General features: G+C 70.4%; 12 protein-coding genes. 9 read left to right on the forward strand and 3 right to left on the reverse strand.

Translation table 11 applies throughout. From position 1 onward, the window contains the following. Nucleotides 1-169 precede the first annotated feature (169 nt). From ACFVFS_RS14905 to ACFVFS_RS14945, 9 genes are all read left to right on the forward strand, one after another. Nucleotides 170-1,165, forward strand: coding sequence for an NAD-dependent epimerase/dehydratase family protein (locus tag ACFVFS_RS14905; RefSeq protein WP_380624014.1), 996 nt, complete (start codon nucleotides 170-172; stop codon nucleotides 1,163-1,165). 31 nt (nucleotides 1,166-1,196) lie between these two features. Then, nucleotides 1,197-2,165: a thymidylate synthase gene (locus ACFVFS_RS14910; RefSeq protein ID WP_380624016.1), complete on the forward strand. Its 969-nt coding sequence runs from the start codon at nucleotides 1,197-1,199 to the stop codon at nucleotides 2,163-2,165. A gap of 6 nt (nucleotides 2,166-2,171) precedes the next feature. Further along, complete coding sequence (locus ACFVFS_RS14915; RefSeq protein ID WP_380624018.1) at nucleotides 2,172-3,890, forward strand: carbamoyltransferase; 1,719 nt, start codon at nucleotides 2,172-2,174, stop codon at nucleotides 3,888-3,890. Further along, entirely contained in the window at nucleotides 3,872-4,942 is a 1,071-nt protein-coding gene (locus ACFVFS_RS14920; protein WP_380624020.1) for a hypothetical protein, read from the forward strand. Before ACFVFS_RS14915 ends, ACFVFS_RS14920 begins: the two co-directional genes overlap by 19 nt. A gap of 78 nt (nucleotides 4,943-5,020) precedes the next feature. Continuing rightward, nucleotides 5,021-5,530, forward strand: a complete 510-nt coding sequence (locus tag ACFVFS_RS14925) for a topology modulation protein (RefSeq protein WP_380624022.1) — start codon at nucleotides 5,021-5,023, stop codon at nucleotides 5,528-5,530. A 37-nt stretch (nucleotides 5,531-5,567) separates the two neighbouring features. Further along, entirely contained in the window at nucleotides 5,568-6,392 is an 825-nt protein-coding gene (locus tag ACFVFS_RS14930; RefSeq protein WP_380624024.1) for a class I SAM-dependent methyltransferase, read from the forward strand. Beyond that, complete coding sequence (locus ACFVFS_RS14935) at nucleotides 6,389-7,168, forward strand: phosphotransferase (protein ID WP_380624026.1); 780 nt, start codon at nucleotides 6,389-6,391, stop codon at nucleotides 7,166-7,168. Before ACFVFS_RS14930 ends, ACFVFS_RS14935 begins: the two co-directional genes overlap by 4 nt. Next, on the forward strand, nucleotides 7,165-7,641 hold the full coding sequence (locus ACFVFS_RS14940; protein ID WP_380624028.1) for an NUDIX domain-containing protein: 477 nt from the start codon (nucleotides 7,165-7,167) through the stop codon (nucleotides 7,639-7,641). The genes ACFVFS_RS14935 and ACFVFS_RS14940 overlap by 4 nt, the downstream gene beginning before the upstream one ends. Before the next feature lie 109 nt (nucleotides 7,642-7,750). Then, the gene (locus ACFVFS_RS14945) at nucleotides 7,751-8,224 is read left to right on the forward strand and encodes an NUDIX domain-containing protein (protein ID WP_380624030.1); all 474 of its coding nucleotides are present in this window, start codon (nucleotides 7,751-7,753) and stop codon (nucleotides 8,222-8,224) included. A gap of 259 nt (nucleotides 8,225-8,483) precedes the next feature. Here the strand turns inward: ACFVFS_RS14945 and ACFVFS_RS14950 are convergent, their stop codons facing one another. The 3 genes from ACFVFS_RS14950 to ACFVFS_RS14960 all read right to left on the reverse strand — a co-directional run bounded on the left by ACFVFS_RS14950 (nucleotide 8,484) and on the right by ACFVFS_RS14960 (nucleotide 13,852). Then, nucleotides 8,484-8,987, reverse strand: coding sequence for a hypothetical protein (locus ACFVFS_RS14950; protein WP_380624033.1), 504 nt, complete (start codon nucleotides 8,985-8,987; stop codon nucleotides 8,484-8,486). Between the two features lie 477 nt (nucleotides 8,988-9,464). After that, on the reverse strand, nucleotides 9,465-12,980 hold the full coding sequence (locus ACFVFS_RS14955) for a DEAD/DEAH box helicase (RefSeq protein ID WP_380624035.1): 3,516 nt from the start codon (nucleotides 12,978-12,980) through the stop codon (nucleotides 9,465-9,467). Beyond that, nucleotides 12,965-13,852, reverse strand: a complete 888-nt coding sequence (locus ACFVFS_RS14960; RefSeq protein WP_380624037.1) for a hypothetical protein — start codon at nucleotides 13,850-13,852, stop codon at nucleotides 12,965-12,967. The genes ACFVFS_RS14955 and ACFVFS_RS14960 overlap by 16 nt, the downstream gene beginning before the upstream one ends. Between the last annotated feature and the right edge of the window lie 399 nt (nucleotides 13,853-14,251).

Genomic DNA, 14,251 nt, shown 5'->3' on the forward strand with positions numbered 1-14,251 from the left:
CGCTCGCGCTTCTCGGGACCGTCGCCCAGCACCAGCTCGGTGCCGAGCAGCAGTTCACGGCACCGCCGGCACGCACTCTCCCGGATCGGGAGCCGGCTGCTTGAGAGCGCCCTGCTCCCGCGTTCGGTCCGTCATCCCGTCTCAACTCATCTCCCACCGGGGGACCTTCATGCAGCACACCCTGACGCACCCCCGCACCACCCTGACCAGGGTGGTCGTCACCGGTGCGGCCGGATTCATCGGTTCGCACCTGGTCAACGCCCTGCTCGCCGACGGAACGACCGTCATCGGTGTGGACAGCCGTGACCCGCGCACTGACGCGATCGCGGCGGCCAACCTCGCCGGAGCCCTCGACCACCCCGGCTTCACCTTCGTCGCCGCCGACTTGAGGACCACCCCGCTCCAGGCTCTCTTCCTGCAGGCCGACGCGGTCTTCCACCTCGCCGCCCTGCCCGGCGTGCGCGGCTCCTGGGGCGAGCGATTCGCCGAGTACACCGCCAGCAACGTCTTCGCGACCGAACGTGTGCTGGCCGCCTGCGAGGATGTCCGCGTTCCCCGGCTGGTCTACGCCTCCTCGTCCAGCGTCTACGGGACCACCGGCGGCGGCGCCACGGGCGAAGGGCGCACGCCGAACCCCGAGTCCCCGTACGCGGTCAGCAAGCTCGCCGGTGAACAGCTGTGCCTGGCCCACGCCGGCAAGTCCACGTCCACGGTCACCGCGGTGGCGCTTCGGCTGTTCACCGTCTACGGGCCTCGCCAGCGCGGCGACATGCTGATCGGCCGCGCGCTGACGGCAGCGCTCGGAGGCCCGCCGCTGGACCTCTACGGGGACGGCCGCCAGAGCCGCGACTTCACCTACGTCGGCGACGTGGTCTCCGCGGCCGTCGCCGCCGCGACCACCGCGATCGGCACGACCGTCCTCAACATCGGAGCCGGTGTCAGCACCAGCGTGCTGGAGGTGCTGGACGCCATCGAGGAGCTGAGCGGGCACCCGGTCCCGATCAACCAGCGGCCCGCCCAGGCCGGCGACGTGGAGACCACCCTCGCCGACCACTCCCGGGCGGCCGACCTCCTGGGCTGGACTCCCGGCACGGACCTCCGGCGGGGCATCTCCCGCCAGCTCGCCCACCTGATCGCCGACTCCCCGCAGTCCGTCCGCGCCTGAGCGACCCCGCCCCACCGTCCCCGGAGGAATCGTGTTCGTCACCACCGCGGACAGCGCGAACGCGCTGTTCACCCGCGCCAGCAAGGCCATCCTCACCCAGGGCCGCAGCGTCGCGCCGCGCGGCATGGCCACCGCCGAACTCATGGGCGCCTACCTCAAGCTGAGCGACCCGACGGCCCGGATGGTCCACCTCAGCCCGCACCGAGTGCTCAACCCCGCCTTCGCCGCCGCCGAGACCGTCTGGATCCTCTCCGGCTCCAGCGACGACTGGATCCACGACTTCAACAGCCGCCTGGCCTCGCTCACCGACCACGGAGCCCTCCAGGGTGCCTACGGCCCGCGCCTGCGGCGCTGGCACGGGCGGCTGGACCAGCTCGACTACGTCCGACGGCAGTTGACCCGCGACAGCGAGAGCCGCCGCGCCGTCGTCCAGATCTTCGACCCGGGCCGCGACACCGCCGGCCACAAGGACGTCCCCTGCACCCTCGGTTACCGCTTCTACCTGCGCGAGGGCCGCCTGGAGATGCACACCAGCATGGGCAGCCAGGACGTGTGGCTGGGCCTTCCGTACGACCTGATCACCACGACCGTCCTGCACGAGCTGATGGCCGGCTGGCTCGGTGCCGAGGTCGGCGACTACCACCATCACGTCGACTCCCTGCACCTGTACGCCCAGCACCAGGACACCGCCTGGCACCTGGCCCCGGACGCGCCCGCCTCGCCCGCGTGGCAGCCGCTCGGCATCCCGTGGGAGGACTTCGACCTGGTGATGAAGCAGGTCACGATGGGCGAGGCGGTCGGCCACCCGGTCTGGGACGGCTTCGCCGCCGTCCTGGCCAGCTACCGGCTGTGGAAGGCCGGGCACCGCGACGAGGCCCGCGCCATCGCCGCCGAGGTGCCGGGGCCGCTGCCCGAGGCCCTCGCCACCTGGTACGACCAGCGTGAGCGCCAGGTGCCGCTCGCCGCGATGCCCACCCCGGCGATCCCGGCGAAGGGGTGACCGGCGATGACCACCCGCCGCAACACCGTGCTGGGCCTGTGCTCCTACACCCACGACTCGGCCGCCGCCCTGCTCGTCGACGGCCAACTCGCCGGGTTCGTCGAGGAGGAGAGGCTCAGCGCGGTCAAGCACGACAAGGGCTACCCGGCCAAGGCCGTCGACTGGCTCCTCGACGAGGCGGGCCTGACCCGCGCCGACATCGGCACCGTCGCCTACAACTTCACACCGCAGAACTACCTGCGGGCGATCCCCGGGGCGCTCGCCCACGCTGTACGGCCCACTACCGCGGAGCGCGCCCTGCCGAGGGCCCGGTCGTTCGCCCGGGTCGCCGCCAGCACCCGCCAGCGCCTGACCTGGCTGGCCGGCAACTTCCCGAACGCCACCGTGCGGCCCGTCCTGCACCACCGCGCCCACGGCCTCTACGCCTTCGCCGCGTCCGGCTACGAAGAGGCCGCCGTCCTGGTGGTCGACAGCCTCGGCGAGGTCCAGGCCACCACCATCGGCCACGCACGGCAGAGCGCACGCGGCTGCGCGTACCGGATCGTCCACGCCCTCGACGACCCCGCCTCCCTCGGCTACGTGTACGGCGCCGTCACCGAGCACCTCGGGTGGCGGCGCGGGGACGAGGAGGGCACCGTCATGGCCCTGGCCGCCCTCGGCGACCCGAAGCGCTTCCGGGCCCTGTTCGCCAAGGCCGTCCGGCTCACCACCAACGGCTTCACGCTCGACCACCGGCTCATCGCCCTGCGGGTCATGGACCGCCGCTACCCCCGGCTGACCACCGCTTTCACCGCCCTCACCTGCCCACCGCGCCGACCGGAGGAGGAGATCGCCCAGGTCCACGCCGACCTCGCCGCCGCCCTCCAGGAACGCACCGAGCAGGTGATGCTGCACCTCGCGCGGATCGCCCGCGAGCGCACCGGCGCCCGGCTGCTGTGCGTGGGCGGCGGGGTCGCGATGAACTGCGTCAGCATCGGCAAGATCATCGCCTCCGGACTGTTCGACGAGGTCGCCGTCCCGCCCGCCGCCGGGGACTCGGGCACCGCGATCGGCGCCGCAGCCGCCGTACACCTCGACCGGCACGGCGACCTCCCCACCGGGCTGGCCCGCGCCTGCTACCTCGGCCCGTCCTTCCCTGGCCTGGAACTGCCCGCCAAGCCGAGGTCCGGTATGACCGCGCGCCGCCTGGACGACGTGGCCGCCTTCGCAGCCCGTGAACTGGCTGAGGGCACGATCATCGGCCTGTTCCAAGGCGGTGTGGAGGCCGGGCCCCGGGCACTCGGGCACCGCTCGATCCTCGCTTCCCCGCTACGGCCCGGCGTCGCCGACCGGCTCAACTCCACCGTGAAGTTCCGCGAACCGTTCCGCCCGTTCGCCCCGGTCGTCCTGGCCGACAAGGCCGCCGACTACTTCACCCTCGGCCAGGAAGCGCCGTTCATGTCGATGGCCTCCCCGGTCACCGACCTGGCCCGCCAGACGATCCCGGCGATCGTCCACACCAACAGCACCGCGCGAGTACAGACCCTCGCCCCCAGGGACAACCCGCTCCTCGCCGACATCCTGACCGCCTTCGCCGAACTCACCGGCGTGCCCGTACTGATCAATACCTCCCTGAACATCAAGGGCAAGCCGATCTGCGGCACCCCGGAGATGGCACTGGACTGCCTCGCCGAATCCGGCCTGGACGCGCTCCTCATCGAGGACTGGTGGGTGACCAAGGCATGAAGATCGGCTACAGCTGCTGGGGCTTCCTCGGCTCCGGCGTCACCGACACCCCCGACGGCGGACGCAGCCACCGCCGAACCCTGGTGGACGGCCTTATCGCCGCCGGCCACGAGATCGTCCTCCTCCAGACCAACCGGGACCTGGCCGAGGCCGGCACCGACCTCACCGCCACCTACCGGTGGGACGACGGCCTGCCCGAGATCGACGCTCTGTTCCTGGAATGGCGCTGGCCCATCCCCAGCCGCAACACCACGGCGTGCGGCGCCGAGGGGCACACCTGCGACCTGCACCGGCAGCAGGAACTCCTCGACCACTACACCCACCGGCTCGCCGTCCGCACGGTGCTGTGGGACAAGGACCAGCAGCTGCCCGCCGACGATCCGCTGCGGACTGTTCGGCACCTGCAGGTGTGCGAGCCGGCCCTGTACCCGTCACCCGGAGCGGCCAGCCTGCTCTTCCCGGTCGCCGACGACGCCCTCGACCAGGCCTACCCGGCCGCCCTCGCGGCCGAGAAGCGCCTGCTGCCACTCGTCTACATCGGCAACCAGTACGACCGCGACACCGCCTTCGAGGAGTTCTTCGCCCGGGCCGCCGCCCAACTGCCTCACCGGGTGGCCGGGAAGTGGAACAGCACCGCCCGCTGGCCGGAGGTGAACTTCACCGGCCGTATCCCCTTCGACGAGGTCACCCCCACCTACCGCTCCGCGGTGGCCACAGTGCTCCTCGCCCCCGACCGGTATGCGAGGACCGGCCAGTTCACCCAGCGACTCTTCGAGGCCGTCCTCGGCGGCTGCCTGCCGCTGGCCCCGCGCACCCTGCGGGCCACCGAGACGGTCGTCCCGCGCGAGCTGGTCGTCACAAGCGCGGCCGACGTTGTGGCCACCGTCACCACGCTCGCCCGGATCGCGGGCAGCCAGGCCCACGCCGACCTGATCGCCCGGTGCCTCGACCGGCTCGACCTGTTCCGCCTCACCCGCCAGCTCCGCACCCTCACCGCCGCACTGACCGGCACAACCATCCCACCCCTGCTGCTCGAAGGAAACCACGCATGACAACGCTGGAGATCTCGTCCGAGTGGCCCGAACAAGTCGGGGGCCAGCCCGTCGCACGGCTCGGTAGCCTGTAGCGGCATGGACAGAATCGCCATCATGGGCTGCGGAGGCAGCGGCAAGACCGTCGTCGGACGCCAGCTCGCCGAACTGATCAATGCCCCTCTGACTCACCTCGACGGCGTCTACTACGACACCGACTGGAACCCTCTGCCGCAGGAGAAGTTCGCTGCTCTCCAGGAGGAGCTCGTCGCCCGGCCCCGCTGGGTGATCGACGGGAACTACGCCTCCACCCTCCCGATCCGCCTCAAGCGGGCCGACACCGTCATCTTCCTCGACATCCCCCCGGTCATCTGCCTGCTCGGCATCCTGCAGCGACGCCGGCGCTACCGCGGCGGCCAGCACACCTCCCAGGGCGTCTTCGACCGCATCACCTGGGGCTTCATCCGCTACATCCTCGGCTACCGGCGCCAGATGCGGCCCAAGGTCCGCGCGTTGATCGCCGAGCACGCCGGCCACGCCCGCGTCGTCACCCTCACCAGCCGCCGGGCCGCCCGCCGCTTCGTCGCCGCCGTCCCTCCACAGACATGACCTGACCCACTTCGCACCGGGAAGGCTCCACCTGTCCATGACCGCCAACCCGTTCCTCGACACCGACCGCGTCCGCCACGACCTGTACGCCGACGCGGGCCGCATCGCCCAGCGCACCGGCGCGCTGTCCCGCGCCAAGACCGCCGGTCCCCACCCCGCCACCGTCATCGCCGACCTCGCCGCCACCGTCATCGCCGACCTCGCCGCCACCGGGCTGCCTGGTACCGTCCTCGACATCGGCTGCGGACGTGGCACGACCACGCTCGCCCTGGCCGAGCGGCTCGACCCGCCGAGGCTCATCGCCTTCGACCAGTCCACCGCCCTCCTCGCCGAGGCCCGGAGCCGGCTCACCGGCCGCCTGGGCGTGGAGTTCCTGCGCGGCGACTTCCACGCCATCGACCTACCCAACTCCTCCGTGGCCGTCGCGGTGGCCGCTTTCTGCCTCTACCACTCGCCCCGGCCAGCGGCAGTGATCGCCGAGATCGCCCGCTGCCTGGCGCCCGGCGGGCTGTCGATCACGGTCACCAAGTCGCCCGACAGCTACCGCACGCTGGACGAGGTGATCGCCGCCAGCGGCCTCGACCCCGAGGCCACCAGCCGGCCGAGCCTGTACGAGACCTTCCACAGCCACAACCAGGCCGACATCGTCGGCACCTGCCTCGACGTGCAGCAGGTCATCCACCACGAACACCGATTCCGCTTCACCGACGCCGACCACATCGCGGAGTACGCAGCCACCAACCCGAAGTACCAACTCGGTGGCGACGTCGCGCAGATCGCCCGCCGGCTTCGGGAGACCGTCGGCAACGGCCCGCTGGAGACCTCCTCCACCGTCACCTACGTCGTGGCCGCCCGCCGATGAGGACCTTCATCAAGACGTACCTGAGCGCCCAGGCCCAGCAGCAATCCCTGGCCCACTACCGGTGGATCGCTCGTGCCAACCCCGACGTGCGCATCCCCCTGATCATCCAAGTCCGCCCCACCGAGATCGACTTCGAACACCTCGAAGGACGACACGGCGGTCCCGACGACCTGGTGGTCCTGGCCAACCTCCTCGGACACCAGCACACCGCCGCTCACACCCGCGAGCTGCACGCAGCCCGCCTCGACACGCCGCACACCCACGACACCATCACCATCACCGGCTTCGCCGACGGCCGCCGCGAACGCCTCCACCAACTCCTGGCCTCCGGCACCGTGCCGAAGCCGGCCATGACGCCCGAGGCCGCCGACGACTGGCTGAACCGGGCCTCGACCATGCCGGCCGCCTTCTACAAGGACGCCAACCCGCGCAACTTCCTCATCACCGACGCCGATGTGGCCGTCATCGACTTCGACTCCCTCACCCTCGCGCCATTCGGCTACGACCTCGCCAAGCTCGTCGTCAGCACCGCCATGACCACCGGCCCGCTGCCCGAGGACACGATCCGCCAGGCCGTGGACACCTACAACCACCACCCCCGCCGACGCGGCCTGCCCGGATGCTCCTGGCGCGAGTTCGCCGCGTGGTGCGAGTTCCACCACATCCTCACCACGCCCTACCTCGGCACCAACGGCTATCGGTTCAGCTGGCACACCACCAGGCCGTCCTGGACCACCGACGTCCTTCGGCACCTCGACAAGGAGTCCGCACCGTGACGCACAACAGCGTGATGAACAGCCGGAACTCGGTCTGCGTGATCGTCCACGACAAGGGCACCGACACGATCGCCGCCGTGCACTACGCCGCCCGCAACTGGTCCCCGCACCCCGCCTGGACCGTCCCGGGCGGCAAGGCGGAGCCGGGCGAAGCCCTTGACGAGGCCGCCGCCCGCGAACTCAAGGAGGAGACCGGCCTGCTCGTCGACCCCGCGGACCTCGAACTCGTCCACGTCATCCACGTCGAACAGGGCTGGGACCAGGCCGGCCAGTTCGTCCTCTTCGTCTTCGCCACCGACAAGTGGACCGGCGAGCTCACCAACACCGAACCCGACAAACACCTCGCCGCCCGCTGGGTTCCCGCCGGCCACCTCCCCGAGCCGGCCTTCCCCACGGCCGCACAGGCGCTCACCGCCTACCGCGCTGGCGGCCCCGCCTTCTCGCGCTACGGCTGGGAGCCGGCAGCGGCATGACGGCGTGGTTGGGTGGGCTCGTCGAGGAACTGGCCCCCGAGCAGATCCGCTGTCACTTCATCCGTCGACACCCGGCGACCACCTCGGTCCGCTGGCTACAGTCGTCGCCATGAGCGACTCGCAGCCCCACGAGGTCGTAGCCCAGCCCCGCACTGCCGCCGGCGTGATCTTCTTCGACGAGGACGACCGCATCCTCCTCGTGAAGCCGACATACAAGCCCGGCTGGGAGATCCCCGGCGGCTACCTGCACGCCGGAGAGACCCCGAGCGAGGGCGCGGCCCGGGAGGTCAAGGAGGAGCTCGGCATCACTCCACCGATCGGCCGCCTGCTCGTTGCCGACTGGGCGCCCCATCCCACCGAGGGCGACAAGCTCCTCTTCGTCTTCGACGGAGGCATCCTCCCGGCCGACGAGCTCGCACGCATCACCGTCGACCTGGTCGAGATCAACGAGTACGCCTTCCACCCCACAGACCAGCTCGAGGCACTCCTCCTCCCCCGCCTCGCCCGCCGCGTCCACGCCGCCATCACAGCCAGAACGCAATCCGAGATCGCCTACCTGGAGCACGGAGCGGCCCGCTCGTAGAGATCCACGACCTCGCACTGGCTGCACGGAGACTTGGGCGAGCAGAGCCGGACGCCATCAGCAGCCGCACCACTGGTCACTCGGGCGGTGCTTTGGTCAGGATGTTGACGACGGCCCGACAGTAGAGACCGCTCAGATCCGGCGCCCTAACGATAAGAAGGAACGGCCGGATCGAGCTGCTCACCGCATGCTTCGGGGCTGATGTGTGGTCACAGCGGAAAGCCAGCACCGTTCATCGCAGGCTCGCCGGTGCTCGGCCTTAGCGTTCCCAGCAGTTGTCGCAGAGTCCCGAGTCGGTGTCGGTGGTGAGCTCTCCGCAGTGGCCACATTCGTCGATGTCGCGCTCGCCGAACTCAGTGACGCAGACGAGGCACAGCCATGCCGCGTCGATGCGGGGAAGCTGCAGCTCGACGCAGAGCCTGCCCACCTCGTCCATGATCGCGCGGATGGCGGCCTCGTCGCCGGTACGCCGGGCTTCCTCCATAGCCGGGATGAGGGCTTCGCGCTTCTCCTCGGGCAACAGGCGGTGAAGGACCGGCACGTTCTGGAGGTCGACGACGCCTTCGGACCAGCATTCGGGGCAGATCCAAAGCGCCGTGTAGCCGCCCTTGCGGTAGTCGCGGGCGATCGCGGAGAGGTACTCCGGGCTCAGCCCCGGTACGGCCTGGCCACCTGCTATGACGGCTCTCAGGGCCTGCTGGTAGGTCTCGATGGTGATGCGCTCACGGATACGGGCGATGCGCTGCAGCTTGGTGCCTGCCATGACGGTCTCTCTCACCGGGCACGCCGCCGACCTCGCCGCGCCGGAGATCTAGACCGACGGGATGGGGGTGGTGCTGGCGAAGCTGTGCTTCTTCTGCCCGGCGTCCAGCTGATGGCCGGCGCTGGTAGCCGTGCGGGCAAGGACCCCGAAGGCCCGGCTGCAGTCTACTGGCTCGGTCCTACGAGGTCGTGGCTTCGAAGAAAATGATCAGGTAGCTGACCAGGTTTGCCACAGCTGGCTGATCCTCCGTGCTGCTGTTGGGGAAGCCGGCCAGCACGTCCTTGACGAGGTTGAGCACGGTGGTAACGCAGTCCGGACGTACGGCGGGCGGGCGAACCACCGTATGGCGCGGAGTCAGTCCAGTGCCCGCGGGCTGGTGCCCGGATCAACCCGATGATTCGGATCTGCGCCGCGATGCCTTTCCGGGGCCAGCGTCACCCGGGAGCGCGAGAGGCAGCCTTCGACGTGGGCTGCCCGCTACCGGGTGCGCGGGGTGGTGACCAGCTGGCCGTTCCTGAGGTGGTGGTCGAGGTCGAGGCCGCTGTCGAGCATGGTGAGAACGTCGTAGTGTCGGTTCGCCGGGACGGTGCCGACCCGCTGCTTGTCCCGGCGCGCTCTGATAGTCGACTTCTTCCTGCCCGGGCGGGCGAGGGCAACCGGGCCGTCCTCCGCGCCGGGTCGCAGCCGCACGAGAGGGATTGAAACGGCACGGCCGGCAAGCAGGGCGGCGACCGGGTTGGAGTGGGAGCCCACGTAGTCGAGAAGGTCGTCGATCTCGTAGGCGTTGGCCGTGTAGGCGGCCTTCCATCCGTCGATCTGTTGGTCAGCCAGCCACGGGCGGAGCTCGTCCGGCCGGATGCCGGCGGCGGCAGCGGCTCGACCGATCGTGTGGGCCAGGCGGCGGGAGGTGATGCCGGAGGTGAGCAGGGTGAGGGCCTGCTCCGTGTCGACGCCGTGCCGGACGTGCCAGGCTGTGCGGGGGTTCAGACGTGGGGTGCTGGGGGTCAACTGCGGGTGGGTGTTGACAAGGTTGACCAGGGCGCCGAGCGTCCAGCTGATCGCGTGCTCGAAGCCGCTGCTGATGTTGTGCACAGTCTGCTCGAGGGCCCAGTCCTGCATCACCGTGTCCGGCAGCCAGGTACGGGCAAGCTCGGGGATGGGCGTGCCGGACACCCAGTCCCCGATCGCCGTGTCGATGGGCACATCGAGCTCTCGGGTCAGGCGGCTGGTGCGCGTGACGCTGAACGTCCACTTGCCGAACACCTCGGGCAGCAGCAGGAGGCTGGCGAAGACTTCCAGTTCGGCGAGGAAGTGCAAGGTCTGATCCAGTGGCCACTCCGGCGGCCCGATCAACAGGTCGGCCTCGCTCAGCTGCGTGTCGTCGGCGGAGGCGTGGGTGAGGAGCTGATCGACCACGCGCTGGGCGATGCGGTCGAGGTGGCGGGCGGAGCCGATGCTGGTGCCGGTGGTGGTCCAGCGGCGGGCGGAATCGGTGTCCGTCGCGTCGTAGGCGGCGGCAACCTGTTCGGCCAGGGCCATCCAGCGGGCGGGGATCGAGGGGTCGGAGGCCTGGTCCATCGCCATCAGCGACCGGACGGCGGCCAGTCGGTCGCCGGGGGCGTGGAGCGTGTCTGCGTGGGTCTGCAGGACCAGCCACACGAAGGCGGCGAAGTCGGCCGCGATGGTGCCGCCCAGCGAGAACACCCCGTCGAAGTACGTTCGCATCTGGTGCTCGGCCCGGGCCAGCGCTGCCAGGGCCTCGTCGCTCAGCAGGGCGGAGGTGACCTCGAGCTGCGCCGTGTCGGGAGTGAGCGTGGCGAAGTCGCGGGCGGTGGGCGGGTAGGGGCGGGTGAGGATTACCCAGCCCTCGCTCTCGCGCCCGGCCCGTCCAGCGCGGCCGATCGCGTTCAACAGCTCGGCGGGGCTGAGGCTGCGCTGGTTGGCGTAGGCGAGCCGGTCGGTGGACACCTTGTGGTGGACGATGACGGTCCGTACCGGCAGGTTGACGCCGTCGGTGAGTGTGGTGGTGCTGGCAATGGCGATCAGCGCAGGCCGGTCGCCCCGCAGGCCGTCCTCCACGGCGTGGAGGACGTCGTCGGGAAGGTCACCGTGGTGGAAGGCGACGCCGTGGCGAGTACAGCCGACCAGGGGGTGCCCGGCTCCGAGGGTCTCGGCCAGGAACTCGGTCAGCGCGGCGGCCTCGGGCCGCACCTCCAGGTGTTCGGCGATAGCGTGCGCAGTGTTGCGCGCCTCGACTTTGCTCTCGACGACCATCAGGACGCTGCCAGCGCCGGTGAGGGCGGCCGCACCGGCGGCGAACACATCGCGGTCGGGGATACCCCCGCCAAGCTTGGTCTTGGAGGTCCACCGGCGCGAGGAGTAGCGGCGCTTGCCCACCGCGCCAGTGGTCAGGTGGGAGACTCCGGCAGCGTCGGTCGGTCTCACGGCCAACTGTGCGGCCACCGGCACGGTGGCAAGGATGGTAGAGGGGTGGTTCTTGCTGGGCGGGCGGTTCGTGAGCTCTGCCTGATCATTGATCAGCTTCGGGTACAGCAGACCGTGCAGGCGTCTCGGCCCGCGCCAGGTGTCCGTGAAGTACACCTCCTCCGCCGGCCGCGAGGGGTCGAGCCATGACGCGAGGGCAGCTCGGTTGCCAACAGCGGCGGACAGCAGGACCAGCCGGGTGTCGGGGCGGGACTGCAGGAGGGAGAGCAGGCTCTCCAGCACGAAGCCGCGCTGTCCCTGCGCGAGGTGGTGGGCCTCGTCGACGACGATCAGGCCGACGTCGTCCAGCGCGCCGCCAGGGTCGTTGCGGATCATGTGCATGAGCCGCTCGGGCGTCACAATGTCCACGTCCCCGACGAGGCTGCCCGGCCCGTCGGCGAGGGGGAAGTCCGGCTGCTCTGCCACCAGTCGGCGCTCCATCTGCCGCAGCCGCCCCCGCAGCGCGGCGCGCATCTCCCGGCCCAAACTGCGCATCGGCGACACGTACACCACCCGGCCGGGTCGCTGCGCCAGGTGGGAGCAGATCACCAGTTGCGCCATCAACGTCTTGCCCGCGCTGGTGGGCACGCTGATCAGGCTACGGGCGGTGTCCGGGTCGATCGGGTTGCCGCTGCTCAGCTTCAGCAGCTCGCGCTGCGGGCGCCACAGGGTCATCACCGGCGGTTCGGACAGGGCGAAGGTGAGCGCGACCGCCGGCGGGGTGCCCGGCGGCAGCAGCTCGTACAGGCTGCTGAGCGCCATCTCCGTGCTCAGGTCGAGCAGGTGGGCGGCCACCCACCTGGCCATCCGGTCGGTGCGGCCAGCGCGCCCCTCCAGCACGTCCAGCAGCGACCGCTGTGCCGTCTCCAGGTTGTCGCGGGCCCCGTAGAACAGGAAGAGGCGCAGCCGGTGGACGGCTTCGACCACGGCCTCGCTCGGCCCGTACATCGTGCCTGCCATCGACTGGCGTCCCATCAACTCGCGCAGGTCCGCGAACTGGCGGCGCCACGCCGTCAAGGTCCGGTTCAGGTCTTGGCGGTTCAGGCCGAGGAAGACCACGCCGACTTCCAGCGCCAGCGATCCGATGTGCGCGGCGAGCGGCGAGGTGAAGTCCACCAGGTCCGCGACCCGACGGTAGACCGCGGTGGCGTTAGGCTCCTGCTCGCACCGGCGGTAGCCGGCCTGGGCTGCGAAAGCGATCTCCAACCGTTCGGCGTCCGAGTGCCGTTCGTCGCCGAGGGCGAGGTCCAGGACGTGCGAACTGACTGCGAGGGCGTTGCGGACCCGCACCGGGTCGAACCCCGCCGCCTGCGGGTCCAGCGCGGCCAGCCCGTGCAGGAACCACGCAGTCGCCAGCACCTCGTCCGAGATCTCCTGGTCCTGCCGGAACGCAGCGACCTCCAAGTCGACGATGGTCTTTAGCAGGTCCTTCGCGGACGGCAGCACCCCGCCGGCCCGGAACTCTCCGAGAGCCGCCGCCAGCACGGCCGGGTCTAGAGTGCGCTCCACACGTACCCCCTCACGATCCGGGCGAAGGCCTCAAGGTCGTCGATCGCCACCACCATCCCCTTCAGAGCATCGGGGTGGGAGTGCGTAGTGAAGTGCTGCTGCGCCAGGTGGAACGCCCTCGCCGGCGTCGCCGACGCGTTCAGCGCCACGCTGACCCCACCGTTCCCGGACTCCTCCGCGTCGACCCACTGGCTCACCAGGCTGCTCACGAACTCCAGGGTGTCGGGCACCAGCCGCTTGTCGCCCCAGGACATCTGCCCCAGGTAGGTCGCGCCTTTCGTGCCGAGCTGCGTCCAGCCCTTGCGGATGGCGCCGTCCGGCTTGTTCGCCTTCCCGGTGTACTTCTTCATCTCCCACAACCGGAAGACGAAGCCGCGAGTGCTGCCCTCGGCCCGGTGGATGATCAGCCCGTCGCCACCACTGTCGCTGACCGTCGGCCCCGGTGCGGTGAGAAACTCCACGCTGCGCCCGGGCTCGGCGGGCAGGTCCCGGGTGATGAGGTACCAGAGCCACTCTCCGACGTAGCCCGCCAGGCCGTGGTTGCCCTTTTTCAGTGCTGCGGCCGCTCCGAAGACGGGGTATGCGAAGGCCAGGGTGCGGACGTGGTCGCGGCCGGTGAGCTTCGTGCCGGCCAGCACGGACTGCCTCCAGAGGTCGTACACCTCGGTCTCGACGTCGGTGCGCGAGTGCATGACCTCGTCCGCGATGATCCATGCAGCTGCGGCCCGGTCCTCCGGGGCCTGGTCGATGGTCACCACGAGTTCCCACGGGCAGTTCTGCCCGGCCCCGCGGCTCTCCCGCCGAGTGAGGTTGGCGAGGCGGCCGCCGACGGCCTGGGCGCGTTCCATCGCCTGCTGCGCCGATATCTCCAACCCGCCCCCACCTCCCGTTCCTGGCCCGGTGTCGGACCTCGCGGCGAAGACACATACCCCACCCTATCGAGCAGGTGAAGCAGATTGGCTGGCGCGACACCCGAGCCCGGCCCTCGCTACTCCGTCCGGGAATCACCGCCCGCCCCCCTTCGGGTCCAGCAACTTCGCGCCACGCTCTCTACGCATGGCGCTGAGCGCCACCGCAAACCGAGGGCACATCCAGGGCACATGCGGGCGGAAAATGGCGCTGACCAGTGAAAACTCCATGCATGAGTTTTCCCAGGTCAGCACCATGATCGCCAGATAATCGCAGGTCAGCGCCGTGCTGGTGCAGTACGTGAACTACCGCTGAGCCGAGCGGCGGCCCCGGTCGGAAGCTCCCTGGTGGGGGCTTCCGAC

The sequence above is a fragment of the Kitasatospora sp. NPDC057692 genome, from assembly GCF_042799475.1.
In the GTDB taxonomy this organism is placed as follows: domain Bacteria; phylum Actinomycetota; class Actinomycetes; order Streptomycetales; family Streptomycetaceae; genus Kitasatospora.

What these genes read in the sequence shown, in the direction of transcription:
- ACFVFS_RS14905 (WP_380624014.1), top strand. Translation starts at nt 170, where the DNA reads ATGCAGCACACCCTGACGCACCCCCGCACCACCCTGACCAGGGTGGTC.
- ACFVFS_RS14915 (WP_380624018.1), top strand. Translation starts at nt 2,172, where the DNA reads ATGACCACCCGCCGCAACACCGTGCTGGGCCTGTGCTCCTACACCCAC.
- ACFVFS_RS14925 (WP_380624022.1), top strand. Translation starts at nt 5,021, where the DNA reads ATGGACAGAATCGCCATCATGGGCTGCGGAGGCAGCGGCAAGACCGTC.
- ACFVFS_RS14930 (WP_380624024.1), top strand. Translation starts at nt 5,568, where the DNA reads ATGACCGCCAACCCGTTCCTCGACACCGACCGCGTCCGCCACGACCTG.
- ACFVFS_RS14935 (WP_380624026.1), top strand. Translation starts at nt 6,389, where the DNA reads ATGAGGACCTTCATCAAGACGTACCTGAGCGCCCAGGCCCAGCAGCAA.
- ACFVFS_RS14945 (WP_380624030.1), top strand. Translation starts at nt 7,751, where the DNA reads ATGAGCGACTCGCAGCCCCACGAGGTCGTAGCCCAGCCCCGCACTGCC.
- ACFVFS_RS14950 (WP_380624033.1), bottom strand. Translation starts at nt 8,987, where the DNA reads ATGGCAGGCACCAAGCTGCAGCGCATCGCCCGTATCCGTGAGCGCATC.